Origin of the sequence: Streptomyces olivaceoviridis (assembly GCF_014650115.1) — a bacterium.
Lineage (GTDB): Bacteria > Actinomycetota > Actinomycetes > Streptomycetales > Streptomycetaceae > Streptomyces > Streptomyces olivaceoviridis.
Map to the genome: position 1 here is coordinate 76,326 of NZ_BMUI01000025.1, position 24,986 is coordinate 101,311.

The following is a 24,986-nucleotide window of genomic DNA, read 5'->3' on the forward strand; positions in this document are numbered from 1 at the left end:
GCGGCCCGCTCAAGCGGGCGGCGCCGACCGGGCGCTGTCGCTCGGACGGACCACCACGGCGATCGTCCTGACCGGCGCGCTGTGCTCGAAGTGCAGCGTGAACGCCACGAGGTCGCCCGCCTGCCACCCCGTCCCGGCCCGCAGGGTCACGTCCACGCCGGCCGGGGACATGGACAGCTCGCCGCCCGCGGGGACGACGACCGCGTCCACATCGGTCTTGTAGGCGGCTGCGCCGCCGGCCATGTGGTGCTCGCTGAGCGTGATCTCGCCGCGTGCCGCGCCGGACGTCACCCTGAGCAGCCTGTCGTCCGCGCCGCCGAGGTTGGAGACGTCGAAGAACGCCGCGGTCTCCGTGCCGGCGCCATAGGGCAGGAGGACCCGCCCGGACGAGACCGCGATCCGCGCCGGGGTACCCGCCCTGCCGTACGCGGTCCACAGGCTCAGGCCGCCGAGAGCGAAGACGCACGCGGCCACGGGTGCGAGCGCGGTGAGCAAGGCGTCCGTCAGCCGCCGGCGCGAGGGCCGCCAGATGTTCTGCTCGGTCATCGCGCGGAACGCCTCCGGGCGGGCGAGGGCTGCCAGGCGCGCAGCCGCAGGCTGTTGCCGACCACCAGCAGCGAGCCGGCCGACACGGCGGCTGCGGCGAGCACGGGGGTGAGCAGGCCGACCATGGCGAGCGGGACGGTGACGACGTTGCAGCCGAACGCCCACACGAGATTGGCGCGGATGGTGCCCAGCGTGCGCCGGGCGAGACGGACGGCATCGGCCACGGCCTCGATGTCGCCGCGCACCAGCGTCACGTCGGCCGCTGCGATGGCCACGTCGGTGCCGCTGCCCAGGGCGATACCGAGATCGGCGCCCGCGAGCGCGGCGGCGTCGTTCACACCGTCGCCGACGACCGAGACCCGGCGCCCCTGTTCCTGGAGCCTCCGTACGAGATCCGCCTTGCCCTCGGGCGTGCAGCGGGCGTGCACCTCGTCGATGCCCAGGGCCGAGGCCACAGCCCGCGCGGGCGCTTCCCGGTCCCCCGTGGCGAGCACCGGGTGGACGCCGAGGCGCCGCAACCGGTCCACGGCACGGTAGCTGCCGGGCCGTACGACGTCCCCCATCTCGATCACGGCCTCGGCCACGCCGTCCACACGGACCGAGACGGAGGTGTGGCCGGCCGCTTCCGCCGCGCGCACCGCGTCCGCGAGCACCGCGGGCAACGCCCCGTCCGGCGGGAGGACTTCGACCAGCCGTCCGTCGGCCCGGCCGCTCACACCCCGCCCGGGAACGGCTCTGAGGTCGCTCACCTCCGGCAACGGCTCGTCCGGTACGGCTCGTTGCGCGTACGCGGTGAGGGCCCGCCCCAGCGGGTCCTTCGATCCACGCTCGACCGCCCCCGCCAGCCGCAGCACCGCCTCCTTCCCCAGGCCCTGGGGTACGGCCGTGACCCGTGCGACGGTCATGTGCCCCGAGGTGAGCGTGCCGGTCTTGTCCAGCACCACCACGTCGATGTGCCGCGAGCCCTCCAGCGCCCGCGGCCCGCTGACGACCACACCGAGCTGGGCGCCCCGCCCGGTCGCGGCCATCAGGGCGGTCGGCGTCGCAAGACCCAGCGCGCAGGGGCAGGCCGCGACCAGCACCGTCGCACACGCGGTGACGGCGGCCTGCGGATCCGCGCCGGCACCGAGCCAGAATCCGAGCGCGGTGACGGCCAGAGCCAGCACGACGGGTACGAAGACGCCGGCCACCGAGTCGGCCGGCCGCGGCGCCCGCGCCTTGCCCGCTTGCGCGACCTCCCCCTGGGCCAAGTGCGCGACGGGAACGAGCCGTTCGGAGCGGCCGTCGCGTACCGACACCTCCTTGCCGGCCAGTTGGGCGAGCGACCGCGGCGCCGCCCCGGTCCCGCGGCGGGCCCGCGTCTCCAGGAACCGGCCCGTCAGCACGAACAACGGTACGCCGACGACCGCTCCGAGGTAGAGGTGCGCCACCCCGTTCGGGGCCGACGGCAGGAGAGTGAGCGGCATCCGCATCCCGGGCCGGCCGGCACCTCCGAGGAACAACGCGTACGCGGACCAGGAGAAGGAGGCCAGTACGCCCAGTGACACCAGGGTGTCCATGGTCGCCGCCGAGTGCCGCAGGCCCCGTACGGCTCGGGTGTGGAACGGCCAGGCGCTCCACACGGCGACCGGCGCGGCCAGTACGAAGCACAGCCACTGCCAGTTCCTGAACTGTAGTCCCGGCGCCATCGACAGCACCAGCACCGGCAGCGCGAGCAGGGCCGTGATCAGGAGCCGGTCCCGTTCGTCGAGTTCCTTCTCGACCCGTTCGGGTTCCGCGCCCATCAGCGGCCTCCCCCGTGCATGTCTCCCATGTCGTCCACGCCTCCCGCCCCGCCGTCATCGCCACCGCCGCCGCTCCGGCTGGTGCCGGTGCCGTGCGTGCTGGGCGCGACGGGCCCCGCAGTGGCGCCGACGGTGTACGACACCGTGAACACCAGCGCCAGCAGCAGGAGGAACCCGCAGAGCGCGGGCGGGGCTGTCACCTTGCGCGGCAGCACCGCGCCCGCGCCGGAAGAGGATTGCCGGGACTCGTGCATCAACCGCGTCTCCTGATCACGTCCGTACGGTGCCGGCCTGATCGAGCCGTACCGCTTCAGGAGTCGTACCGAGCTGTCGGTGAGTTCCCGAGCACGCATATGGCGCACGTCACTCAAGCGACAGTTCCTCCGCGTTGGTCAGCGGTGTTCCGGCTGGCTGGACGAAGCGGGCAGCAGGTCCGATTCGATGGCTTCCAGTGCCATACAGGCGCCTCCGACGGCAGCGGCCTGGTTGTGCAGGGAGGACAGGGCGAGGGGCGGGGGCAGCAGGGTGCGAGAGACGAGTTTCTGCCGCAGGACGTCGAGCACCCAGGTGCCGCCCTGGACGACGCCTCCCCCCAGCACCACGATGTCCGGGTCGAGGACGAGAATCAGCGGTGCCAGTCCCACGGCGAAGCGGGTGATGAAGTCGTCGGCGATCGCCCGCGCCACCGGGTCCCCGGCCTGTGCGGCGGCGAAGACGGTAGTCGCCCGAACGGATGCGGCGTCTCCGCCGGCGAGTGCGCGCAGCGCCTGGCCGTCGGGTCGTCGTGCCGCCGCTCTGCCGAGCGCCGCGATGGCCGCTGCGCCCACCGCCTGCTCGAAGGTGCCCTGGTCGGAGGAGTGGCGGGCGCGGGAGGTGTGCGGGGAATCGAGAACCATGTGTCCTATCTCGCCTGCCGCCGACGAGGCGCCCGCATGAAGGCGGCCGGACACCAGGATGCCCGCCCCGACACGGGTTCCCCAGTGGACGTAGGCCACGGTGCCGAGTCCCCGTGCGGCTCCGCGCCGCGATTCACCGATCACCGCGAGGTTGACGTCGTTCTCGAAGAACACCGGGAAGCCGAACCGTTCGCGCAGCCGGGTGCGGTGGCTGTCGCTGTTCCACTGGACCAGGCGCGACCCCTGGGCCAGGGTGCGGTTCCGGTGGTCGACGAGACCGGGGACGCCCACCACCAGCCTCCTGACCATGCCGTGCGCTATCTCGGCCGCCGCCAGCAACGCCTCGATCTCTGACTGGAGTTCCGTCACCAGGTCGTCCATGCCCCGCGCCGAGGCAGGGCGTGCTTCGCGGCCCGTGACGATGGTGCCGGCCATGTCCATCACGACGAGGAGCAGGCGACTGGGGCCCACCTCCGCCCCCAGCACGTAGCCCGTCTCGGCGCGGAAACGCACCAACCGTGCCGGCCTGCCCAGGCGGGGACCCTCCGTCCCGGCGGTGCGGTCGTCGACGTATTCCACGAGGGCGTCGGCTTCGAGGGAGGCGACGAGTTGAGTGACTGTGGGGCGCGAGATCCCGGTCCGGTCCGATATGTCACTGATGCGCAGCGGGCCGGAGTCCCGCAGGACGCGGAGGACCTCCTTGGCGTTCGCGCGCCGAAGGTCGGCCGGTGTTCGATTTTGGCGATTATTCAACTCCGGCACAACCGGGTCCCCCTTGACACTCCGTTGCCCTGTGCATATATAAGGTAAGGTACTTAATAAAGTCTTCCGCTGCAACGAAGCCGCTCGCCCCTACCACATGCTGCGCGAGGGAGTACGGATGGAGTCCGCGGCCAAGCCGCCACGATTAGACGCTTCTGTGCGGGTGGGGCGGCGTTTTCACCGGGACCGCGTGACGTGGGTGCTGTTCGCGGAACTGTCCGCCGTCGGGTACTTCATGTACGGCTTCGGCCCCTCGATCCCCTTGCTCATCGACGAACTCGGGTTCTCCCCGCAAGCGGCGGCCCTCCACGGCGCGGCCCTGGGCATCGGTGCCGTCGCGGCCGGCAGCAGCAGCGCGCTGCTGGCCTCGTGGCGGGGGCGCGACGCCGTACAGCGGGCCGCCCTGTGCACGCTGGCCGTCGGCACGGCCGTCTACTACGTGGGCGGCACGTTCGTGGTCACCCTGTGCGGCGCGCTCATCGCCGGCTACGCGGCCAACGTCGTCGTCAACACCACCGCCGCCGCTCTGTCGGACCACCACGACAGCGCCGCACCCGCCGCGATCAGCCAAGCCAACGGCGTCAGCCTCGGCGTGGGACTGCTCGCTCCGCTCGCCCTGGGGACCGCGGCCACGATCGGCCTCGACAGCCGGGCCGGACTCCTTCCGGTCATCCCGTTCATCGCCGTGGTCCTGTTGGCATCTCGGCGGACACGGCTGCCGGACACGCCGCGGGCTTCGGGCTCCCCGGGCGCCCGATCGCCTGCGGGAGGCGGACTCGGGTACGCCTTCTGGGTCTCCTGGTGCGTGTTCCTCCTGTGCGCCGGAGTCGAATTGGCGATGACGTTCTGGGCTTCCCAGGAGCTGCGCGACCGTACGGGGATGAGCAGCGGCGCCGCGACCATGGGCGTCACGGCCATGCTCCTGGGCATGGTCCCCGTCCGCCTGGCGGGCAGCCGGCTGACGAACCGCTGGTCGAGCGGGCTCCTGCTGGCAGGGAGCATCGGCGTCAATCTGCTCGGCTTCGCGGTCTTCTGGTGGACGACCACTTCCTGGACGGCGCTGTCCGGACTCGTGCTGTGCGGCTTCGGAATAGCGCTGCAATTCCCGCTCACCGCTTCCCGGGCGATCGCGGCTTCACACGGCCGGCCCGACCGGGCGATGGCCCGCATCGGCGTGGGCGAAGGTCTCGCCGCCGCCGGAAGCCCGTACATCCTGAGTTCCCTCGCCGACTCGGTGGGAATACACCTCGCCTTCCTGATGATCCCCGTGCTCCTCTGCGGCGCGACGCTCGGCCTGCTCCTGGGCTCCAGAACCTGACCAGTCGACCGGCCCGCCGGAAGAAGACCCCTCCGCGCTCCCTGCCCTCCCGTCCCCCACTCCCGCCATGTGCCGGTCGGTCACGCCCGGCCGCCCGTACCGGAAGCACCGGAAGGAAACCACCCCATGCCCCCCAGCCGCTGGACGGTCAGTGCCCGACTCGACGTCCGCTACGACATCCGCGAAACACCCGGTCTCCTCGACCCTGCCAACCCCACGCTGGCCGACATCCTCACCAGCGATTCACGAGGCGGTCTCAGGCTGGTATTGGTCGACCACGCGGTCGCCCGCTTATACGGCGCCCGCATCGAGCAATACCTCAAGGAGTACAACATCTCTCACCGATTACTTGAGCTCTCCGGTGACGAGAACCGCAAGACAATGGGCCAGGTCCTGGGGATCATCAGCGCCCTCAACGATGTCGGCACCCTGCGCGTGAGCGACGCTCCCGTGGCCATCGGGGGCGGCGTCGTCCTGGACGTCGTCGGCCTCGCGGCGAGTCTGTACCGCCGCGGCATACCGCACACGCGCATTCCCACGACTCTGCTCGCCCAGGTCGATGTCAGCGTCGCTGCCAAAACGGGGGTGAACTACCAGGGCTACCGCAACCGCATCGGCTCGTACAACCCGCCGCCGCTCACCCTGATCGACCCCACCTTCCTGCGTACCGTGTCCGCACGGCACATCAGCAACGGCGCGGGCGAGATCCTCAAGATGGGGCTCATCAAGGACTCCGCCCTCTTCGAACTCCTGGAGCGCGGCGGCCCAGCGCTGGTCGCGGGGAAGTTCCAGTCCGCGACGGCCGCCGAGGCGATCGGGCGGGCGATCGCCGGCATGATCGACGAACTGGAGAACAACCTCTGGGAGAAGGAACTCCGGCGCGCGGTGGACTACGGGCACTCCTTCAGCCCTCTGGTCGAGATGCGCCACGTCCACGAACTGCTGCACGGTGAGGCCGTGGCCCTGGACTGCCTGCTGTCCGCGGTCATCGCCCACGGACGCGGATACCTCGGACACCACACGATCGACAGGATCGCCGCGACAGCCGCAGGACTGGGACTTCGCACCTGGCATCCCGCTTTCGGCGACACCGCTCTCCTGATGCAGGCGCTGACCGACACGATGCGTCACCGCAACGGCAACCAGAACCTGCCCGTCGTGCGGGAGATCGGCCGTGCCGCCTTCCTCAACGACGTGAGCATCGAGGAGATCTCCGACGCCGCACAGCACATGCGGCGCCTGGGCGAGCGTCAGGAGCCGAAGCTCGCTCACCACGGGACGAACCGGTGAAGGCCGGTTCCCGTCTCAGGGATCTCGTCGACATACCCGCCCGCCTCGCGGACCGTGTCGTGCTGATCACCGGCGGGAACGCCGGAATCGGTCGCAGCACGGCCCTCGCGGCTGCCGAATGCGGGATGAAGGTGGTCATCGCCGCCCGCCGCGCCGAAGAGGGGCAGGCCGTGGTCGACGAGATCAGGGAACGCGGAGGTGAGGCGACCTACGTGTCCGCCGACGTCACCAGCGCGGAACAGGTGGAGCGGGCCGTGGACATCGCCGTCCGCGCCTACGGCCGGCTCGACTGCGCGTTCAACAACGCCGGTGCGTCAGCGACCGGCCGGGTGGCGGATCTCACCGAGGACGTCTTCGACGGCGCCATGGCGGTCAACGCCCGCGGCCTGTGGCTGTGCATGAAATACGAGCTGCACACGATGACCGAGGCCGGCACCGGATCCATCGTCAACAACATCTCGGTCCACGGGTACCGCACCGTCTTCCCTGGAGTGGGCGCCTACGCGGCGTCCAAGAACGCGGCAGTGGCACTGACCAGATCCGCGGCGCTGGAATACGCGGAGTTCGGCGTGCGCGTCAACGGCATCGCCCCGGGCCCCATAGCGACCGACATGTACCTGAACTCGGTCACCGCGGACGAAGGGGCCGCGAACTGGAGCCGACTGATACCCGCGGGCAGGGTGGGAGAGCCCTCGGAAGTCGGCGCGGTGGTCCTGTTCCTGCTCTCCGATGCCGCCTCCTACGTCAACGGCCAGGTCGTGGGGATCGACGGCGGCTTCCTGGCCTCTTGAACCCATCGTCTGCGAGGGCTGACATGTCCCACCGGCACCGACTTCGGTACGACTACATCATCGTGGGCGCGGGCCTGGCCGGCTGCGTACTCGCCCACCGCCTCTCCGCCGACCCGGGAACCACCGTCGCCTTGATCGAGGCCGGCCCCGATGCGAGCGCGGACCCGAGGGTGACCCAGCCGTCCAGGTGGCCCCAGCTCATGGGCAGCGAACTCGACTGGGCCTACGTCACGGTCCCCCAGCGTCACCTCAAGGGGCGGCAGATCCGCTGGCCTCGCGGACGCCTCGTCGGGGGATCGAGCTCGATGCACGCCATGGTGTACGTCCGGGGCCACGCGAGCGACTTCGACACCTGGGCGTCCTTCGGCGGAACGGAATGGGGAAGCCGGGGAATCCTCCCCTGGTTCGCCCGGGTGGAGGGGACCGCCGACGACCGGCCTCTGCTCTGCGTGGAACCCCCGTCCGAGCCGCACCCCCTGGCGGAGGCGTTCGTCGCCGCGGGGGAGGAACTCGGACTGCGCCCCAACCCCGACTTCAACAGCGGCCGGCAGGACGGGATCGGCCTGTACCGGCTGATGCGCCGGGCAGGACGACGGTGCAGTTCCGCCGACGCCTATCTCGCACCGGCCCTCTCCCGGAGCAACCTCACCGTGCTCGCCGGCACACGGGTCAGCCGGCTGCTGGTGCACAGGGCGACCGCGACCGGAGTCCAGGTGTGGCGGGCGGGCCGACCGGTCACCCTCCACGCCGAGCGGGAAGTGATCCTGTGCGCCGGCGCCGTCGCCACTCCGCACCTGCTGCTGCTCTCCGGTATCGGTCCCGCCGACCAGTTGAGGTCCCACGGCGTCCCGGTGGCCGCGGATGTGCCCGGCGTCGGAGCGAATCTGCACGACCACGTGCAGGTCTCGGTGAGCTACCCCACCAACCGCACCCTCCCGGTCCTGGGGTCCTCGAACCTGGGCGAGGCGGGCGGGTTCGTCAGCAGCAGGCCCGGGCTGCCCGCTCCGGACATCCAGCTGTCCTTCGCCCCCATGATCGACCTGAACGACGCCTCGGGTTTCGGTCAGGGTTTCACGATCGGCCCCGCCGTCACCCGCCCGGTGAGCCGGGGCCGGCTGAGCCTGCGGTCCGCCGACCCGTGGCAGCCCCCGGCCATCGACCCCGACTACCTCTCGCGGCAGGAGGACGTCGACACGCTCGTCGAGGGAGTCCGGCTCGCCCATCGTCTGGCCGACACCCGCAGCCTGCGGCGATTCCGCGACGCGAGCCGGGACCAGGCCCCGCCCGCCGACCTCGCCGACTTCTGCCGCACCCACGCCCAGACACAGTTCCACCCGGTCGGGAGCTGCCGGCTCGGGAAGGACACCGACGCCGTGGTGGACAGTGAACTACTGGTGCACGGACTGAGCGGACTGCGCGTCGTCGACGCCTCGGTCATCCCCGCGGTGACGACGGGGAACATCTCCGCGCCCGTCTTCGCCATCGCCGAGAAAGCCGCCGCGAAGATCACCGGCCGGGACACCACGCCGGTGCCCGCCGATGTGCCGCCCGTATCCGCCTGACAAGGAAAGGCACCAGATGCCGAGTATCCATCAGCTGCCCGCCGACGACTTCGACGCTCTCGTCTTCGACTGGGACGGGACACTCGCCGACACACTCACCGCGCACTACACGGCGATGAGCACGGTCCTGGCCCCCCACGGCCTCACCGTGGACGCGGACTGGTACGCGACCGCCACGGGCATGTCGACGGACGAGGCGGTCCTGTGGCTCTCCCGTCACCAGAACGTCGAACTCACGCTGCCCGTGGCGGATCTGGTCGAACAGTGCGAGGCGGCCTACCTGGGGCAGCTCGACAAGGTCCGCGAGATCACCGCGGTGGCCGACATCGCACGCGCCGGACACGGCCGGATGCCGATGGCGGTGGCCTCGGGAGGACGCCGCCGGAGCATCGTGGCGACCATGAAACACCTGGCGCTCGACGCGCTCTTCGACGTCGTGGTCTCCCGTGAGGACGTCCGCCGGGGAAAGCCCGAGCCGGACATCTTCCTGGCCGCTGCCGCGGCCCTCGACGTACCACCGGCCCGGTGTCTCGTCCTGGAGGACAGCGAAGCGGGGTTCGCCGCCGCCGAGAGGGCCTCGATGACCGTGATCGACATCCGCCGACACCTCCACCACGCCTGAGAGAGGACAGCATCATGCCCGGACCTGGATACGCGTTCCTCGGCACCGAAGAAGCCGCGAACGTCGAAGCGGTGCTCAAGGACTGGCAGTTGACGCGGTACTCGTACGACAAGCCTGAGACCACGTCGTTCGTACTCCGCTTCGAGCAGGCGGTGCAGTCACTGTTCGACGTTCCGCACGCCGTCGCGGTGAACAGCGGCACCTCGGCCCTGATCACCGCTCTCGCGGCGATCGGCGTCGGCCCCGGCGACGAGGTCATCGTGCCCGGGTACACCTTCATCGCCTCGATCGGAAGCATCGTCTACAGCGGTGCCACACCCGTTCTGGCCGAGATCGACGAGTCCCTGACCCTGGATCCCCGGGACGTCGAGGCCAAGATCACCCCCCACACCAAGGCGATCATGGCGGTGCACATGCTGGGAGCGCCCTGTGACCTGGCCGCCCTGCGGGAGATCGCCCAGCGGCACGACCTGGCCATCGTCGAGGACGTCGCGCAGGCGTGCGGCGGCTCGTACCGCGGCCGGCGCCTGGGAACGCACGGCACGGTGGGTGCCTTCTCGCTGAATCCGTTCAAGGTGATCACCAGCGGGGAAGGAGGATTCGTCCTGACCTCGGACGCGCATCTGTACCAGCGGGGATACTCGTTCCAGGACCAGGGGTGGTTCCCCCTGCGTACCGACACCGGAGACGGTGACATCCTGTTCGGTCTGAACCTGCGCATGCCCGAACTCTCGGGCGCCGTCGCCTGCGCGCAACTGGACAAACTCGACGAGGTACTCGCAGCCACGCGGTCCGTGAAGCACGCTGTCGCCGCGAGGATCCCGGCACGCGACGGAGTACGGCGACGCACGCTCCACGACCGCGAGGGCGAATGCGGAACCCTGCTCATCCACGTCTTCGACGACCCGGCTGACGCCACATCGGTCGCCGACGCCCTCGGGACGAAGACCATGCTGAATTCGGGACGCCACTACTACGGGAACATGCCGCAGCTCGCGGCCCTCACCGACGGTACGGCCTCGCCCGCCCCGTTCCGCGCACCGGGAACGGAATCCAAGCACGACTACCGTCGGGGCAGCCTTCCCCAGACGGATGACATCCTCGCCAGGGCAGTGGCCATCTCCATCGGCGTCTCGGACAGTTACCTCGGCGCGGGCTACGGCGTCACCGTCCAGGCCACCGAGTCCGACATCGAACGCGCCGCCGACCAGTTCACCGCGACGGTGGACGCGGTACTGGGCTGATCACCCGAACACGCCCCCGACAGGTGAGGGCCTTCCGGGTCGGGCGTGGGCTGACCACCACGCCCGACTTCAGGAGGCCCCCGGTCCCGCCGACGGGATGATCAGCGCGCCGTGTAGCCGCCGTCGATCGGCAGGTTCACGCCCGTCACCCAGTCCGCTTCGTCCGAGGCCAGGTACAGGACCCCGTAGGCGACGTCGATCGGGCGGCCCAGACGGCGCAGCGACTGGTTTCCCGTCATGTGGGCCTCGTAGGCCGGCAGTCCACCGGGGAAGTCCGCCGCGATGCCCTCGACCAGCGGGGTCAGGACCGTGCTCGGGTGCACCGAGTTCACGCGGATGCCGTACTTGCCGTAGCCGGCCGCGTCCTGCCTGGTCTGCATCGTGACCGCGCCCTTGGCCACGTGGTACGCCGTGAACTCGTCGTTCCCGATCATTCCGTAGATGGACGAGTAGTTGACGATGCTGCCCTTACCCCGCTCGATCATGTGCGGCACGGCATGCTTGGTGCAGAAGAAGACGCCCTTCACGTCGACGGCGAACACGGCGTCCCACTCCGCCTCGGTGAGCTCGTGGGTCGGCTTGTCGACGCCGATGATGCCGGCGCAGTTGACGACGATGTCGAGGCCGCCGAATGCCGCTGCCGCCGCGTCGATCACCGACTTCGCCTCGGCCTCCTGCGCGACGTTCAGGCGCCAGAACTCCGCGGTCCCTCCCGCCGCGCGGATCCCCGCCACGACCTCCCGGCCCTTGACCTCGTCCAGGTCCGTGACCGCGACCTCGGCACCCTCGGCCGCGAACAGCTCGGCGGTCGCCCGGCCCATGCCCATCGCGGCCCCGGTGATCAGGGCGACCTTGTTCTCCAGACGCCCCATCAGGATTCCCCGCCCGCGGTCCCGCCCGGCTGGTCGGCCAGGAAGGAGCGGTAGCCGTCCGCCTCAGCCGCACGGCAGAACTCCTGGTACACGTGTCCGCCGCCCATGTAGACCTGGAACTCCTCCGGCTTGCCGGGAAGGTTGTCGCCCAGGAACCACGCCTTGGCCTTCTTGCCCTCGGAGTACATGACGGTGGCTTTGCCGGCCCGCTCGGTTTCCCGCATCCACCAGGTCTCCGACTCGGGGGTGGCCTCGAAGAACGGAACGTCGTGCTCACGCGCCCACGCGATGGCCCTCTGGAGCCACTGGGCACCGAGCTGGATGGGGACCGGCAGGTTCGAGTACGGCGTCTGCGGGCCGAGGGACATGAAGAAGTTCGGGAACCCGTTGGCGCTGATGCCGAGGTTCGACTTCAGACCGTCGGCGAGCCACTTCTCACGCAGTGTGCGGCCGCCGCGACCCACGATGTCGATGTTGGTGAGGGTGCCGGTCATGGCGTCGAAGCCCGTGGCGAAGACCAGCACGTCGAGCTCGTACTCGGTGTCTCCCACCACCACACCGCGCTCGGAGATCCGGCTGATCGGTTGCGTGGCGACGTCGACGAGGTGCACGTTCGGCCTGTTGAACGTGGCGTAGTAGTGGTGGCCGGTCGGGACACGCTTGCCGTTGAACGAGTAGGTGGTCGGCGAGAGGAGGTCGGCGACGGCCTGGTCCTCGACGATCTCGTGGATCTTCCTGCGGATGAACTCCGAGGCGAGCTCGCTGGCCTCGTGGTCGGTGGCAAGGTCGTTGAAGCACTCGTTGGCGAAGTGGAATCCGCCCTCGTTCCACTTGCTCTCGAAGATCCGGTCGCGCTCCTCCGCGGAAACCTCCAGGGCGCTGTGCTCGGCCGGCTCCATCGCGACGCCGAAGGGGTGTTTGGCCGCCTTCTCGTAGATCTCGTCGTAGTGGTCGCGCAGGTAGGCCATGTCCTCCTCGGTCAGCGGGTCGTTCGTGGTCTCGACGACGAAGTTCGGCGTGCGCTGGAAGACGTAGAAGTCGCCGGCGACCTTGGCGATCTCCGGCACCATCTGGATGCCCGAGGCACCCAGCCCGATGATGCCGACACGCTTGCCGGTCAGGTCCACGCCGTCGCGGGGCCACGTCGAGGAGTGGTACTTCTCGCCCTTGAACGTGTCGATGCCGTCGATGGCGGGGAAGATCGCCTGCGAGAGGACACCCATGCCGGAGACGAGGTAGGTGGTGGTCAGGACGCCGCCGTCACCGAGGTGGACGGTCCATGTGTTCGCGTCCTCGTCGTAGACGGCCTTGTTCACGCGGGTGGACAGGCGGATGTCCTTGCGCAGGTCGAGCCGGTCGGCCACGAAGTTGAGGTACGCCAGGACCTCCGCGCCGGTCGGGTACCGCTCGGTCCAGGTCCACTCCTCGCGGACCTCCTTGGAGAAGGAGAAGGAGTAGTAGCTGTACTCGCTGTCGGTGCGGACGCCAGGGTAACGGTTGATCCACCAGGTGCCGCCGATGCCGTCCTCGCCGTCGACCACGAGGGTCGAAAGACCGATCTCGCGCAGGTGGTGGAGCATCGCCAGGCCGGAGAAACCGGCGCCGATGACGATGGCGTCGTAGTCGGGCTTGCTGGTCATGTGTGTGTCGGTCCTTTCACCGGGTGATGACGGATGGGGCCCCGAAGGGCGCGCGGCGCGGGGAAGGCGACGGGGCGCCGTCAGACGTCCCGCCGGAGCGCCGGCGGGCCTTGTTCACGACCGGTACCAGGCGGCCATGGAGGCGATCTCCTCGTCGGCGCGCGCCAGCCGCCCGGCCTGGAGGGGGAAGACGTGCTGCATGCCCTTGCCCACGGAGAACGTCACGTCGACGCCGGCCTTCTCGGCCAGGGCGACCAGGCGCTCGGAGTCCTCGAAGAGGGATTCGGTGTCGGCCGCGCAGACGTAGAGCCGCGGGAACCCCTCGTAGGTGGCGTAGAGCGGGTTGACGTACGGGTCCGTCGGGTCAGCGCCCCCGGAGAGGTACCGGGCGATGTTCCCGGCGAGGCCCTCGCGAGTGATCAGGAAGTCGGTGTCGTTGTTGGTCTCGATCGTGGCACCGCTGTTCTCCATGTTCAGCCACGGGGACATCGTCAGCACACGTCCGGGCAGCGGGCGTCCGTCGCGGCGCAGTGTGAGCGTCATCGCGACCGCGAGGTTCCCGCCGGCGCTGTCGCCGACGAAGCACACGTCGTCGGCCTCGACGCCCCGGTCCAGGAGGGCCTGGTAGACGGCGAGGCCGTCCTCGATCTGCGCCGGGAACGGGAACTCGGGTGCCGGCCGGAAGTCGAGGACGAACGCATGCGTTCCGCAGGCCTTGGCCAGGTGCCCGGCGAGCTTGCGGTGGCTGGCGGAGGATCCGAGGGCGAACCCCCCGCCGTGCATGACCACCATCACCTGGGAGGGATCCGCGTCGAGCGGGGTCACGAGAACGCCCGGTACACCACCCATCGTGGTCGTGGCATAGGTGACCCCTTCGGGCTCCGTGGTCGCTCGCTGCCAGTCCTCGAAGACCCACCGCATCAGTTGGAGCGACATCTGCGGGTTGGCCTCGAACTCCACGCTCCACGCGGCGTAGATCTCCCCGAGGGGATCTGAGGGACGGGGAAGGGGCATGCGTGCTCCTCAACGTCATTGTTGATGCGATCGGCTGTTCCTCGGGCCGGAACACCACCGGCCCGGCAGGCCGAGCATCGCCACCCCCGGGCGGCGAAGGTGAACGCTGTCGCAAAATGAGGCACCGCCGTCTCACGGTGACTCGCGTCACGCGGTCCTCCGCGCGACAGCCTTCTCCCGAGGCCATCGCGGGGTCCGTTCCCCTCATCCGGGCGATCACTCTGACGCCGAAGCACGACGCCTCGCCGCCGGCCGACGCGATCCCCTCCTCCAGTCCGACCACCGACCAGATCAAGGGAGCATCCATGAACCGACTCCAGGGCAAGGTCGGCATCGTCACCGGCGCCTCACGAGGCATCGGCCGTGCGATCGTCGTCGCCATGGCAGCCGAGGGCGCCACCGTCATCGCGACCAGCCGCGCCGCCGCCGACGACTCCTTCGGCGCCGGGGTCACCTACGCGGCCCTCGACGTGGCCGGCGAAGCCGACTGGCGGCGTGTGGTCGCCGAGGTCGTCGACCGCCACGGGCACGTCGACTTCCTCGTCAACAACGCCGGCGTCATCGCCTACGAAGCCGTCCACGACCTCACCACCGAGGAGTGGAACCGGGTCGTCTCGGTCAACCAGACAGGCACCTGGCTCGGCATGCGCGAGGTGATCCCACAGATGATCGCCCAGGGCGGCGGCAGCATCGTCAACGTCTCCTCGATCTGGGGCAGCGCCGCTGTCGCCGGTGCGCACGCCTACCACGCGACCAAGGGTGCGGTGCGCAACATGTCGAAGAGCGCCGCCGTGAGCTACGCCAGGGAACGCGTCCGCGTGAACTCGGTCCACCCGGGTTTCATCCGGACCCCGCTGACAGAGGCACAGGCCCCGGAGGTGAACGAGTACGTCATCTCCCGGACTCCGATGGGCCGCGCCGGACGACCCGAGGAGATCGCCGCCGGAGTCGTCTTCCTCGTCTCCGACGAGGCCAGCTTCGTGACCGGGTCCGAACTCGTCATCGACGGCGGCTACCTCGCCCAGTAACGGGCCCGCGGCCCGCCAACGCCCCGGGCACCGGCCCGGCCCGTCCCGGTACCGTCCCGCGGCGAGCCAGGCCGAACAGCCGCGGCCGAGCGACTCGTCGTGACCGGGCTCCGCGGTCCCGGCTTCGACGCCATCTCCCTGACCGTCCGCTCCGGCCGGGATGCGGGACGATGGCCAGGACGGACTCGTCCGTGCCCCAGCCGGGATGGTCCCGACGCCGGGTCGAACCGCCTTCGGCGGGTAGCGGGTGCACGGCGAAGGCGTCTTCCCTCCGCTGGGCGTGCGCGACTTCTTCGTGGCGCGCACCTTCCGCGAGGTCCCTCGCCCCGGCCTCGTCCGCGACGTGCTGACCGGGGCCACCACGCTAAGGACCGGACTGCTGCGCGCCGCCGAAACGGGTCGTTCCAGTCCGACGAACGGGGGGAGCCGGCCGGGTCGCGTCAGGAACAGCGCCCCGATGCCACCGCGATGCTCGCGGTACGCGCGGACCGGCACCGTGTCGACGCGGACGGGCGTCGCTCACGGTCGGCTGACGACCGGGCCGGGGCAGGCGCGTGCTTCGGTGACCCCGCTTCCGGACCACGCTCCGGCACCGTTCCCTCGTGACGGCTGCGCGCGGCGGGCGCTTCGGCGACGCCCGTCACGAGTCGGTGAGCTTGTAGGCCTTCATCTTGCGGTAGATCGTCGCTCGGGAGAGGCCCAGCATCTGCGCGGCGCGGGAGCGGTTTCCCTCGGCTTCCCGCAACGCCCGTGAGATCGCGTCGAGTTCGGCACGCTCGATCATGGTCAGCGTACGGGCGCCCTGGATCCGCTCCGGCAGGTCACCGGGGAGGACGTACCCGCGCTTCCCCGCGAGTGCCAGCCCTTCCACGACGTTCCGCAGCTCCTTGAGGTTGCGGGGCCACGCGTACCCGGTGAGCAGGTCCAGGGTCTCCGAACGTGGCTCCAGACCGACGCCCGGCATGGCCCGGTCCGTGAAGTGACGCCACAACGCGAGCAGGTCGGCGGTACGCTCCCGCAGCGGAGGGACCCACACGTGGGTCGCCCCGAGGCCCACCGCCGTCTCCTCGGCCTCCGCGGCCGAGCGAAGCGTGGCGGTGAGCAGCACCGGGCCCTTGGGAACGCTCCTTTCCAGCAATCCGGCCAGCGCGAGTCTCGCGGCGGGGTCGAGGGCGTCGATCCCCTTGACGATCACGGGTGCTCCGCCTTGCAGCCGTTCCGCGATGCCGCGAAGCCATCGCTTCCCGCCGATCAGGCTCCGCTCCACCGTGTCGATCACGATGTGGGCGCCCGGTCCGGGCTCCCCGGGCCGGAACGGCAGACCCAGCGCGAGTGAGGTCTTCCCGACGCCGGCCTCGCCCGCGATCACCACCGGCCGTGCCGCCTCCCGCCTCCGTGCGACCGCGTGCCGGGCCGCCATCCAGTCCGGCGAGCGTCCGACCAGCTGCGTCCGGACCGGGCCCGACGCGGTGGTGGCCGGGGTCCTGCCCCCGTGGAGGGAGACGATCGCTCCCGCGCCCGCCTCGACCGGTGCCACCCGGACCTCGGTGAGGCCGCCGGAGAGTTCGATGACGAACCGGCCTCCGGATCGCCGCTGCGCCAGCTCTCCGAGGGCCGTGACGTCCGCGCTGGACAGGCGGGCAGCGCCCTGGTTCTGCATGATCAGTCCCTGCGGACCGAACCCGACCATCGCGCCGTCCTTCGCCTTCGAGGCGTCCAGGAACGCCTGGAAGACGGCTCGGGCCTTGGGTGAGGCCGCATCGAGGAGGTGCTGCTGCAACTGGTCGGCGACCGTCTTGACCATGGGCCGCAGCAGCGACCGGCCCTCGATGAGCCCACTCGACAACGTCACCACGGCGACGATCTTCTGGCTCAGCGGGTGCCTGATCGGCGTTCCGGTGCAAAGGGCGTCGCTGTATATGTCCGCGTAGTGCTCCGCACCCGTGATCTGCACGCTCTGCCCGGTCGCCAGGACCGTGCCGACGCCGTTGGTGCCCACGAGCGACTCGTCCAGGACGGCTCCGCGGTCGGTTCCCACCGTCTCGAAGTGACGTGACGCGTCACGGTCCGCGGCCCAGCGCCCGAGAATACGACCGCGGGCGTCCGCCAGCAGCAGGCCGACACCCGTTCCCGACAGGTCCGCGGAGAAGCGCGACATCGGCGCCTGGAACAGATCCAGGAGATGCTGATCGAGATCGTCTTCCGGTACGTACGGGACCTCGCGGACATTGGACGGCGCACCGAGCGCCTCCCGGGAACGCTCCCAGGACCTCAGCAGCTCGGGCGCGACGCCTGTGCCGTCGGTGCTCCCCGTCAACCATTCGTCTTTGAACGCGTGGACTGGCGCAGTCGACATGCCCTTCCCTTTCTCGTGCAGAGCCGCAGCATAAGGCGATATGGCCGGTATGCCACCCCTCCGCGTCATCTCGTCATACGAGCAGACAGCTGAAGGGACGGTTCCCGACCGCGCCGGCGGCTCGCCACCTCAGGACAGACGGCGGCGGTACTCGTCGACGGCCAGCGCCGCCGCACCGCTGACATGGTGCTCGCAGGCGGCTCGCGCCGCGGCGGCGTCGCAGGCGACGGCCGCGGCTTCGACGATGCGCCGGAACTCCCCGAAGGAGATCCGCGCCCGCTCGTCGTCCACGAAGGCGTAGCGACGGAAGATCTGGACCCGCGCGTGGATACGGGCGACCTCCTCGGCGAGGACCGGATTGCCGGCGCCTTCGAGCAGGAGTCCGTAGAACCGCTCGTTGGCCTCCTCGCGCGTCTTGACGGTGCCCCTGAGATAGGTCGTCTCCATCTCGGTCAGGAGCTCCCGCAGCCCGGTTCTCACCTGCTCCGAGGCGTGCAACGCGAAGAGTTCGCCCACCAGTCCCTCAAGGGCGCGCCGCACCTCGTAGATCTTCTCGATGTCCTGGGGCGTCAGCACGGTCACGACAGGACCGTGGTGGGCGACCACCGTCACCAGCCGCTCGGTCTCCAGTTGACGCAGCGCTTCCCTGACCACGGTGCGCGAGACTCCGTAGGCCTCGCACAGGCTGCTTTCACGCAGGGCGTCGCCGGGCTGGAAGGCCCCGCTGAGGATGTCCTCACGGAGCAGACGTGTGATCTGCTGCCGCAGCGGTGCCGCATGCCGGATCAGCCTCGTAGTGCTCATGAGGATCTCTCAACCTCCGCTGGTCGCCCGCCGGGCCCGGCAGCTCCCGGGTCCGTGGGGCCACTGTCTCAAATCGATGCACCGGGCCGGATCCGGCGCCGCGCACCGTAGCGTAATACGAGATGACAGTCATACGTCACCGCGCGTTCGCGCGGTGCGGCACCCGCGGCGGCTCCGCCCGAGCCGGCCGGCCGCATCCGTTCCCGCCCACAGAGGAGGACGCCTTCCATGCCGACACCGATCGCGCCCGTCACAGCGCAGGTCCGCGGACGACAGATCCCCGTCGATCTGTACATCGACGGCACGTGGACACACGCCGCCGAGACGTTCCCGGTCCTCAACCCAGCGACCTCCGGGACGATCGCCGAGGTCGCTGACGGCACCGTCGCACAGGCACTCGCCGGGCTGGACGCGGCCGTCGCCGCTCAGGACGCCTGGCGTCACGTGCTGCCGCGCGAGCGCGCCGACCTGTTCCACCGCGCGCACCGACTGCTCCTGGAGCGTGCCGACGACATCGTCGAGACCATGACGCTGGAGAGCGGCAAGCCGTTGAGCGAGGCCCGGGGCGAGTTCCAGCTCTCGGCCGACTTCTTCCTCTGGTACGCCGAGCAGGTCGCCCACCTCCACGGCACCTACGCGCACGGCTCCCGGGGCGCCTACCGCGTCGTCACCACCCACCAGCCGGTCGGCCCGTGTCTTTTGATCACTCCCTGGAACTTCCCGCTGCTGATGATCGCCCGCAAGGCCGGTGCCGCACTCGCCGCCGGATGCACGGTCGTGGTGAAGTCCGCGAAGGAGACTCCGCTGACCTGCGCCTTGTTCGTGCAGGCACTGCACGACGCCGGCTTCCCCGCGGGCGTGGTCAACCTCGTCCACACGACGGCCTCGTCCCAGGTGTCGGCAGCGCTCATGGCGGACCGCCGCCTGCGCAAGGTGAGCTTCACCGGCTCGACCGGTGTGGGCAGCACCCTGCTGAGCCAGGCGGCTGCGCACATCACCAACGCCTCGATGGAACTCGGCGGCGACGGTCCCTTCATCGTGCTCGACGACGCCGACCTCGACCTGGCGGCCGAGCAGGCGATCGTGTGCAAGTTCCGCAATGCCGGTCAGGCCTGCGTGGCGGCCAACCGGATCATCGTCGACAGCCGCGTGGCACAGGAGTTCACGGCCAAGTTCGTCGCGTTGACCGAGAAGCTGAAGGTCGGCGACGGGTTCGACCCGGCCGCGGAGGTCGGCCCGATCATCTCGGCCCGGCAGCGCGAGACCGTCAAGGAACTCGTCAACGGCTTCCTGGACATCGGGGCGACCCTGCTGACCGGGGGCAAGGAGGTGCCGGGCGACGGATTCTTCTTCGAGCCGACCGTCTTCTCGGTGACACAGGCCGACGACGACCTCTGCCACCGGGAGCTGTTCGCCCCCATCGCGACCATCTACACCGTCGATTCGGTCGCCGAGGCGGTGCAGGTCGCCAACGACACCTCCTACGGCCTCGCCGCGTACGTGTTCACCCGCAACCTGGACCGCGCGGTCGCCGTGAGCGAGCGCCTCGACTTCGGCATGGTCGGCGTCAACCGCGGGATCATGGCCGACCCCGCGGCGGCGTTCGGCGGCATCAAGGCCTCCGGGCTCGGCCGCGAAGGCGGACACGAGGCGATCTACGAGTTCCTGGAGCCCAAGTACCTGGCCATCACCGTGAACGAGACGGAGGCGGGCCTGTGACGTCCCGCATCGCCTCCCTCGGCGTCCTGCGCCAGCCCAGGACCGTTCTCTTCGGTCCCGGTGAGCGGCGCCACCTGCCCCGGCTCCTGGCCGAGATCGGACGGCACGTCCTCGTCGTCACGGACGCCCGCATGGCACAGGCGACCGAGTTCACGGACATGATGACGGCCATCGAGGCACAGGGGATCACGGTCTCGGTGTTCTCCGGGGCCGAACCGGACCTGCCACGCGAGAACGTGGTCACCGTCGTCGGCCGGTACGGCGACACCGGCGTGGACGCCCTGCTGGCGGTCGGGGGCGGCTCGTGCCTCGACCTGGCGAAGGTGTCCGCCGTCGTCCTCGCACACGGCGGCGACGTCCGGGACTACTACGGCGAGTTCCTCGTCCCGGGTCCCGGGCTGCCGGTCATCACCGTGCCCACCACCGCCGGTACCGGCGCCGAGGTCACCTGCGTCTCGGTCGTCTTCGACCGGGAGAAGGGCATGAAGGTCGGCGTCGCCAGCCCCCACCTGGAGGCGTACGCCGCCGTCATCGACCCCGAGCTCACCCTCTCCTGCCCGCCGGCGCTCACCGCGGCCACGGCCGCCGACGCGCTGACCCACCTGGTCGAGACGTTCACCGACCGCGTCAAGGAGGTGACGCCGGACTTCCTGGCCCGTCACCTCTACGTGGGCAAGAACCCGCTGACCGACATCTTCTGCCGCAGCGGCCTGACCCTGCTGAACTCGTCCCTGGAGGACGTGGTCGCCGACCCCTCCGACATCGCGGCACGCTCCGCGACCATGCTGGCCGCGTACAACGCGGGCATGGCCATCAACACCGCCGGTACCGCCGCGGCGCACGCCATCCAGTCCCCGATCGGGGCGCTGACCCACACCCCGCACGGGTTCGGCGTCGGGGCGCTCCTGCCGTACGTGATGCGCTTCAACCTGCCGTCCCGGGTCGCGGAGTTCGCGGAGATCGGGACGCTGCTCGGTGTCGCGGACCCGGAGTCGGCCCCCTTGGACCAGGCGAAGGCCGGCATCCTGCGCGTCGAGGCACTGCTGGAGACCGTCGGCTGCCCGACCGACCTGAAGACGCTCGGGCTGGACCCGGAGGACTTCTCCTACGTGGCCGACCAGGCGATGCTCGCGACCCGTCTGACGGCGAACAACCCGCGCGAGCTCACCCACGAGGCCGTCGTCGAGATCCTGCGGCGGGGTCACGACGACGACCGTGGTTGGTGGTCGGTGTGACGGGTCCAGCCGTGCCCCCGGCACCCGGCCCGAGGGAGCCGCTCGCCGTCGCCGGCGCCGGCTCCATCGGAGTCGCCTTCGCCCTCGTCCTCGCACGGGCCGGACACCCGGTCCAGGTGTGGGATCCGTTCCCGGACGCTCTGGCACGCGCCCACGAGGAACTCTCCGACCGCCTCGGCCGGTTGTCCGTGCACGGTCTCGTCGAGGACCCGGTCGCCGTGCGGGAGCGGGTCGCGTTCACCCACGACCTGGCGGAGGCGGTCGCGGGGGTGGCGCTGGTGCAGGAATGCGCACCGGAGCGGTTGGACGTCAAGCAGGAGGTGATCCGGCGCGCGGCCCACAGCGCGCCCGACCGGGCGGTGTTCGCCAGTTCCAGCTCGGCGATACGTCCCAGCCTCCTCGCTGCCGGCCTGCCCGACGGGCTGCGGGAGCGCATCCTGGTCGGCCACCCCGGCAATCCGCCGTACCTCCTGCCGGTGATCGAGGTCGTCCCCTCCCCCGGCACCGCTGCCTGGGCCGTGGAGCGCGCCCGTACCCTCTACACCGGCGCGGGGCTACGCCCGGTGACGGTCCGTCACGAACCGGAGGGGTTCGTGTTCAACCGGCTTCAGGGTGCCGTGCTGCGTGAGGCCTACTGCCTGGTCCGGGACGGGGTCGCGACCGTCGACGAGATCGACGAGGTCGTCCGCAGCGGTCTCGGACGCCGGTGGAGCCTCATCGGGCCGTTCGAGACGGTCGACCTCAACACCCGCGGCGGTCTCGCGTCACACGCGGAGACGATGGGACCCGCCTATGCGCGCATGGGCGCCGAGCGTGGTCAGCACGACCCGTGGACGCCGGACCTCGTGTCGAGCGCGGTGCGCCAGCGTCGCGGCCTCCTGCCGCTCGACCGGTGGCAGGAGCGGGTTCGCTGGCGAGACGAGCAGCTCATGCGGCTGACACCCCTGTGGGAGGACATACGTGACACGTCCTGAATCCCGCTCGGGTCCCGGACACCGCGGCCGTGGGCGGGGGCGACGCGCCTCGGGCCGCCCCCGCTGAACGCCCGGTCGAGTGGAGCACGCGCGCACGACACAGGTGACGGGAAGGACACCACCGCGGGTCGCGACCGGGTCGCCGGGGCGTCCTTCGGCGCCTGGCCCGACGGGGCGCACGGCACGCGCCCCGGCCCTCCCCGTCCTGCCACCAGAGGCGCGGGCGGTCGCTGCTCTCATGGCCGCGGTGGCAGCCTCAGTGCCTGCATCCCGCCGTCGACCGCGAGGTCCGTGCCCGTGGTGGCGCCCGAGCGGGGGCCGGCCAAGTAGGCGACGGCGGCGGCGACTTCCTCGGCGCTGACCAGTCGTCCGCTCGGCTGGCGGGCCGCGAGGGCGGCGCGCTCGGCGTCGGCGTCGTCCGCGGCTGAGAGGAGCCGGCCCACCCAGGGCGTGTCCACCGTGCCGGGGTTCACGCAGCACACCCGGATGCCCTCGCACAGATGGTCGGCCGCCATGGCACGGGTCAGGGCCAGAACGGCGCCCTTGCTCGCCGAGTACAAGGCCCGCCGGGGCAGCCCGGCGGTGGCTGCGATCGAGCACATGTTGACGATCGCGGCATGCCCGGCGCCCCCTGCGGCGGCCTTGCGCAGCGCGGGCAGGGCGGCCGTCGTGACGCGGGCGATGCCGATGACGTTGACGTCGAGCACGCGGTGCCACTCGTCGGGGGTGTTGTCCTCGACCGTGCCCTGCGCTCCGATCCCCGCGTTGTTGACGAGTACGTGGATGTCACCGAGTTCGTTCGTCACCGTGTCGACGGCCGTACGGACGGCTTGGTCGTCGGTGACGTCGCAGTGGACGTGCAGGAAGGGCTCGTCGGTCGCGGCCAGGTCGAGTACGGCGACTTCCGCGCCTCGCGCGTGCAGTTCGCGGGCGGTGGCCAGACCGATGCCGGAGGCGCCGCCGGTGACTACGGCGACGAGACCCTCGTACTCGGCGCGGGGGGTGCGGTGGTGGTCGGTGGTGCGGGGCATCGTTCCGTCCTTCGCTGCGACCGGGTTCCAGGGTTCGTGAACTGGCTGCGTGGATACTGGGGTTGTTCCGTCGGGGGGCTGTCCGCGCCGCGGGGTGCGTTCGGTGGCATGGGGTCAGCGGTAGGTGCCGGTCGAGTCCCGGAGCGCGTCGACCGTGGTGGCGGTGAGGTCACGGCCGCGGGTCTCGGGGCCGAGGCCCACCGCGAGACCGCCGATGGCGCAGGAGGCGACGACGAACAACGCGACGCTCCAGGAGCGGCCCCCCGTCGCGGCGACGAGGGCGACGGCGATGAGCGGAGTCAGTCCGCCGGTGACGGCGCCGGCGACCTCGCGGTACAGGGCGAGGCCGGTGAAACGGGACCGTGCGGTGAACAGCTCGCTGTAGTAGGCGGCCTGCGGGGCGAACATGCAGCCCACGCCGATGCCCATGCTCACCACGACGGCAAGGGTGACGGTGAGCGAGGTGTGCGCGTGGTCGATGATCCAGAAGTACGGGAAGACGAACGCGCCGGAGAAGACGGTGCCGGCCAGGGCGATCGGCCTGCGGCCGACGCGGTCGGTGAGATGGGCGAACAGGGGGAGGGTGAGGGCTGTCACGGCGGTGCCGACGGTGACGGCGACGGGGCCGGTCGAACTGGAGAGTTCCAGTGTGTCGGTGAGGTAGGCGGCCAGGAACGTCAGGTTCAGGTAGGCGACGACGTTCTGTGCGGTTTGCAGGCCGAAGACGACCAGGCCGGCCTTCCATTCGGTGCGCACGACCTCGCGTACGGGGGACACCCCGGCGGTCTCCGAGCGTTCCTGGGCTGCTTCGAACGCCGGGCTCTCGGCCAGCCGCAGTCGGATCACCAGGGCCACGGCGATGACCAGCACGCTGGCCGCGAAGGGGACTCGCCAGCCCCAGGCCAGGAACTGGTCCTCCGGCAGCTGGGTCACCAGTGCGAAGGCGCCGGAGGCGAGGAGGATGCCGACGTAGACGCCGACGCTGGGCGCCGCACCGAACAGTCCGCGTCGTCGCGGCTGCGAGAATTCGGCCGCCAGGATGGCCGCCCCGCCGTATTCGGCTCCGGCCCCGAGCCCCTGGACGGCACGCAGGAGGACCAGCAGGACGGGGGCGAGGACGCCCACCTGCCCGTACGTCGGGACCAGGGCCATGCCGACGGTGGAGGCGCCCATCACCACGAGGGTGATGACCAGGACGCGTTTGCGGCCGAAGAGGTCGCCGAGGCGACCGAAGAGGAGACCGCCGAGCGGCCGGACGAAGTAGCCGACGGCGAGGGTCCCGAAGGAGACGAGGAGCGAGGCCGTGGGGTCGGACGACGGAAAAATGATCTTGTTGAAGACAAGGGCCGCCGCCGTGCCGTAGAGGTAGAAGTCGTACCATTCGAGCGCCGAGCCGACGAGGGAGGCCAGCAGGACCCTGCGGCGGTGCGCGGTGGCGGCGGCGGGCTGCGCCGTTGAGAGGGTGGACATCGTCGTCCTCCTGTTGCGGGAAGGGGCG

The 24,986-nt window shown here is 70.6% G+C and carries 21 protein-coding genes; 10 read left to right on the forward strand and 11 right to left on the reverse strand.

Annotated elements, in window-relative coordinates:
• Positions 1–9 precede the first annotated feature (9 nt).
• Genes IE273_RS34000 through IE273_RS34015 form a run of 4 tightly spaced genes read right to left on the reverse strand, consistent with a single transcriptional unit; the run spans position 10 to position 3,988 of the window.
• Positions 10–546: a copper chaperone PCu(A)C gene (locus IE273_RS34000; RefSeq protein ID WP_189818975.1), complete on the reverse strand. Its 537-nt coding sequence runs from the start codon at positions 544–546 to the stop codon at positions 10–12.
• A complete protein-coding gene (locus IE273_RS34005) occupies positions 543–2,330 on the reverse strand; it encodes a heavy metal translocating P-type ATPase (protein WP_229887815.1) in 1,788 nt (595 codons plus the stop codon). Before IE273_RS34005 ends, IE273_RS34000 begins: the two co-directional genes overlap by 4 nt.
• Positions 2,330–2,701, reverse strand: a complete 372-nt coding sequence (locus IE273_RS34010) for a hypothetical protein (RefSeq protein ID WP_373309434.1) — start codon at positions 2,699–2,701, stop codon at positions 2,330–2,332. The genes IE273_RS34005 and IE273_RS34010 overlap by 1 nt, the downstream gene beginning before the upstream one ends.
• A gap of 21 nt (positions 2,702–2,722) precedes the next feature.
• Positions 2,723–3,988: an ROK family transcriptional regulator gene (locus IE273_RS34015; RefSeq protein WP_189818976.1), complete on the reverse strand. Its 1,266-nt coding sequence runs from the start codon at positions 3,986–3,988 to the stop codon at positions 2,723–2,725.
• Between the two features lie 190 nt (positions 3,989–4,178).
• On the opposite strand from IE273_RS34015, the gene IE273_RS34020 reads away from it, so the two are divergent.
• The 6 genes from IE273_RS34020 to IE273_RS34045 all read left to right on the forward strand — a co-directional run bounded on the left by IE273_RS34020 (position 4,179) and on the right by IE273_RS34045 (position 10,815).
• Positions 4,179–5,306, forward strand: a complete 1,128-nt coding sequence (locus IE273_RS34020; RefSeq protein ID WP_189818977.1) for an MFS transporter — start codon at positions 4,179–4,181, stop codon at positions 5,304–5,306.
• A gap of 126 nt (positions 5,307–5,432) precedes the next feature.
• Positions 5,433–6,596: a sedoheptulose 7-phosphate cyclase gene (locus tag IE273_RS34025; protein ID WP_189818978.1), complete on the forward strand. Its 1,164-nt coding sequence runs from the start codon at positions 5,433–5,435 to the stop codon at positions 6,594–6,596.
• Positions 6,593–7,387, forward strand: a complete 795-nt coding sequence (locus IE273_RS34030) for an SDR family NAD(P)-dependent oxidoreductase (RefSeq protein ID WP_189818979.1) — start codon at positions 6,593–6,595, stop codon at positions 7,385–7,387. Before IE273_RS34025 ends, IE273_RS34030 begins: the two co-directional genes overlap by 4 nt.
• Positions 7,388–7,410: 23 nt before the next feature.
• On the forward strand, positions 7,411–8,949 hold the full coding sequence (locus IE273_RS34035) for a GMC family oxidoreductase (protein WP_189818980.1): 1,539 nt from the start codon (positions 7,411–7,413) through the stop codon (positions 8,947–8,949).
• A 16-nt stretch (positions 8,950–8,965) separates the two neighbouring features.
• Positions 8,966–9,571: an HAD family hydrolase gene (locus IE273_RS34040; protein WP_189818981.1), complete on the forward strand. Its 606-nt coding sequence runs from the start codon at positions 8,966–8,968 to the stop codon at positions 9,569–9,571.
• Between the two features lie 14 nt (positions 9,572–9,585).
• Entirely contained in the window at positions 9,586–10,815 is a 1,230-nt protein-coding gene (locus IE273_RS34045; protein ID WP_189818982.1) for a DegT/DnrJ/EryC1/StrS family aminotransferase, read from the forward strand.
• A gap of 101 nt (positions 10,816–10,916) precedes the next feature.
• On the opposite strand, the gene IE273_RS34050 is transcribed toward IE273_RS34045, so the two are convergent.
• From IE273_RS34050 to IE273_RS34060, 3 genes are all read right to left on the reverse strand, one after another.
• On the reverse strand, positions 10,917–11,687 hold the full coding sequence (locus IE273_RS34050) for an SDR family NAD(P)-dependent oxidoreductase (protein WP_189818983.1): 771 nt from the start codon (positions 11,685–11,687) through the stop codon (positions 10,917–10,919).
• On the reverse strand, positions 11,687–13,327 hold the full coding sequence (locus IE273_RS34055; protein WP_189818984.1) for a flavin-containing monooxygenase: 1,641 nt from the start codon (positions 13,325–13,327) through the stop codon (positions 11,687–11,689). Before IE273_RS34055 ends, IE273_RS34050 begins: the two co-directional genes overlap by 1 nt.
• Positions 13,328–13,441: 114 nt before the next feature.
• Positions 13,442–14,341, reverse strand: a complete 900-nt coding sequence (locus IE273_RS34060) for an alpha/beta hydrolase (protein ID WP_189818985.1) — start codon at positions 14,339–14,341, stop codon at positions 13,442–13,444.
• Positions 14,342–14,646: 305 nt separating this feature from the next.
• On the opposite strand from IE273_RS34060, the gene IE273_RS34065 reads away from it, so the two are divergent.
• The gene (locus IE273_RS34065) at positions 14,647–15,369 is read left to right on the forward strand and encodes an SDR family NAD(P)-dependent oxidoreductase (protein ID WP_189818986.1); all 723 of its coding nucleotides are present in this window, start codon (positions 14,647–14,649) and stop codon (positions 15,367–15,369) included.
• Positions 15,370–16,009: 640 nt separating this feature from the next.
• Here the strand turns inward: IE273_RS34065 and IE273_RS34070 are convergent.
• Positions 16,010–17,725, reverse strand: a complete 1,716-nt coding sequence (locus IE273_RS34070) for a sigma-54-dependent Fis family transcriptional regulator (RefSeq protein ID WP_189818987.1) — start codon at positions 17,723–17,725, stop codon at positions 16,010–16,012.
• A 129-nt stretch (positions 17,726–17,854) separates the two neighbouring features.
• Positions 17,855–18,529, reverse strand: coding sequence for a GntR family transcriptional regulator (locus IE273_RS34075; protein WP_189818988.1), 675 nt, complete (start codon positions 18,527–18,529; stop codon positions 17,855–17,857).
• A 228-nt stretch (positions 18,530–18,757) separates the two neighbouring features.
• On the opposite strand from IE273_RS34075, the gene IE273_RS34080 reads away from it, so the two are divergent.
• Genes IE273_RS34080 through IE273_RS34090 form a run of 3 tightly spaced genes read left to right on the forward strand, consistent with a single transcriptional unit; the run spans position 18,758 to position 22,457 of the window.
• Positions 18,758–20,248 carry an NAD-dependent succinate-semialdehyde dehydrogenase gene (locus IE273_RS34080; protein ID WP_189818989.1) on the forward strand — a complete coding sequence of 497 codons (1,491 nt, stop codon included), beginning with the start codon at positions 18,758–18,760 and terminating at the stop codon, positions 20,246–20,248.
• Positions 20,245–21,483, forward strand: coding sequence for an iron-containing alcohol dehydrogenase (locus tag IE273_RS34085; RefSeq protein ID WP_189818990.1), 1,239 nt, complete (start codon positions 20,245–20,247; stop codon positions 21,481–21,483). The genes IE273_RS34080 and IE273_RS34085 overlap by 4 nt, the downstream gene beginning before the upstream one ends.
• Positions 21,480–22,457, forward strand: a complete 978-nt coding sequence (locus IE273_RS34090) for a 3-hydroxyacyl-CoA dehydrogenase (RefSeq protein WP_229887817.1) — start codon at positions 21,480–21,482, stop codon at positions 22,455–22,457. The genes IE273_RS34085 and IE273_RS34090 overlap by 4 nt, the downstream gene beginning before the upstream one ends.
• Positions 22,458–22,693: 236 nt before the next feature.
• Here IE273_RS34090 and IE273_RS34095 read toward each other — a convergent pair whose 3' ends face one another.
• Together IE273_RS34095 and IE273_RS34100 are read right to left on the reverse strand one after the other, a co-directional pair.
• On the reverse strand, positions 22,694–23,488 hold the full coding sequence (locus IE273_RS34095) for an SDR family NAD(P)-dependent oxidoreductase (RefSeq protein ID WP_189818991.1): 795 nt from the start codon (positions 23,486–23,488) through the stop codon (positions 22,694–22,696).
• Between the two features lie 114 nt (positions 23,489–23,602).
• Positions 23,603–24,958, reverse strand: coding sequence for an MFS transporter (locus tag IE273_RS34100; RefSeq protein WP_189818992.1), 1,356 nt, complete (start codon positions 24,956–24,958; stop codon positions 23,603–23,605).
• Positions 24,959–24,986: the final 28 nt, after the last annotated feature.

What these genes read in the sequence shown, in the direction of transcription:
- IE273_RS34035 (WP_189818980.1), top strand. Translation starts at nt 7,411, where the DNA reads ATGTCCCACCGGCACCGACTTCGGTACGACTACATCATCGTGGGCGCG.
- IE273_RS34025 (WP_189818978.1), top strand. Translation starts at nt 5,433, where the DNA reads ATGCCCCCCAGCCGCTGGACGGTCAGTGCCCGACTCGACGTCCGCTAC.
- IE273_RS34075 (WP_189818988.1), bottom strand. Translation starts at nt 18,529, where the DNA reads ATGAGCACTACGAGGCTGATCCGGCATGCGGCACCGCTGCGGCAGCAG.
- IE273_RS34055 (WP_189818984.1), bottom strand. Translation starts at nt 13,327, where the DNA reads ATGACCAGCAAGCCCGACTACGACGCCATCGTCATCGGCGCCGGTTTC.
- IE273_RS34005 (WP_229887815.1), bottom strand. Translation starts at nt 2,330, where the DNA reads ATGGGCGCGGAACCCGAACGGGTCGAGAAGGAACTCGACGAACGGGAC.
- IE273_RS34070 (WP_189818987.1), bottom strand. Translation starts at nt 17,725, where the DNA reads ATGTCGACTGCGCCAGTCCACGCGTTCAAAGACGAATGGTTGACGGGG.
- IE273_RS34000 (WP_189818975.1), bottom strand. Translation starts at nt 546, where the DNA reads ATGACCGAGCAGAACATCTGGCGGCCCTCGCGCCGGCGGCTGACGGAC.
- IE273_RS34050 (WP_189818983.1), bottom strand. Translation starts at nt 11,687, where the DNA reads ATGGGGCGTCTGGAGAACAAGGTCGCCCTGATCACCGGGGCCGCGATG.
- IE273_RS34060 (WP_189818985.1), bottom strand. Translation starts at nt 14,341, where the DNA reads ATGCCCCTTCCCCGTCCCTCAGATCCCCTCGGGGAGATCTACGCCGCG.
- IE273_RS34080 (WP_189818989.1), top strand. Translation starts at nt 18,758, where the DNA reads ATGCCGACACCGATCGCGCCCGTCACAGCGCAGGTCCGCGGACGACAG.
- IE273_RS34100 (WP_189818992.1), bottom strand. Translation starts at nt 24,958, where the DNA reads ATGTCCACCCTCTCAACGGCGCAGCCCGCCGCCGCCACCGCGCACCGC.
- IE273_RS34040 (WP_189818981.1), top strand. Translation starts at nt 8,966, where the DNA reads ATGCCGAGTATCCATCAGCTGCCCGCCGACGACTTCGACGCTCTCGTC.
- IE273_RS34095 (WP_189818991.1), bottom strand. Translation starts at nt 23,488, where the DNA reads ATGCCCCGCACCACCGACCACCACCGCACCCCCCGCGCCGAGTACGAG.
- IE273_RS34045 (WP_189818982.1), top strand. Translation starts at nt 9,586, where the DNA reads ATGCCCGGACCTGGATACGCGTTCCTCGGCACCGAAGAAGCCGCGAAC.
- IE273_RS34065 (WP_189818986.1), top strand. Translation starts at nt 14,647, where the DNA reads ATGAACCGACTCCAGGGCAAGGTCGGCATCGTCACCGGCGCCTCACGA.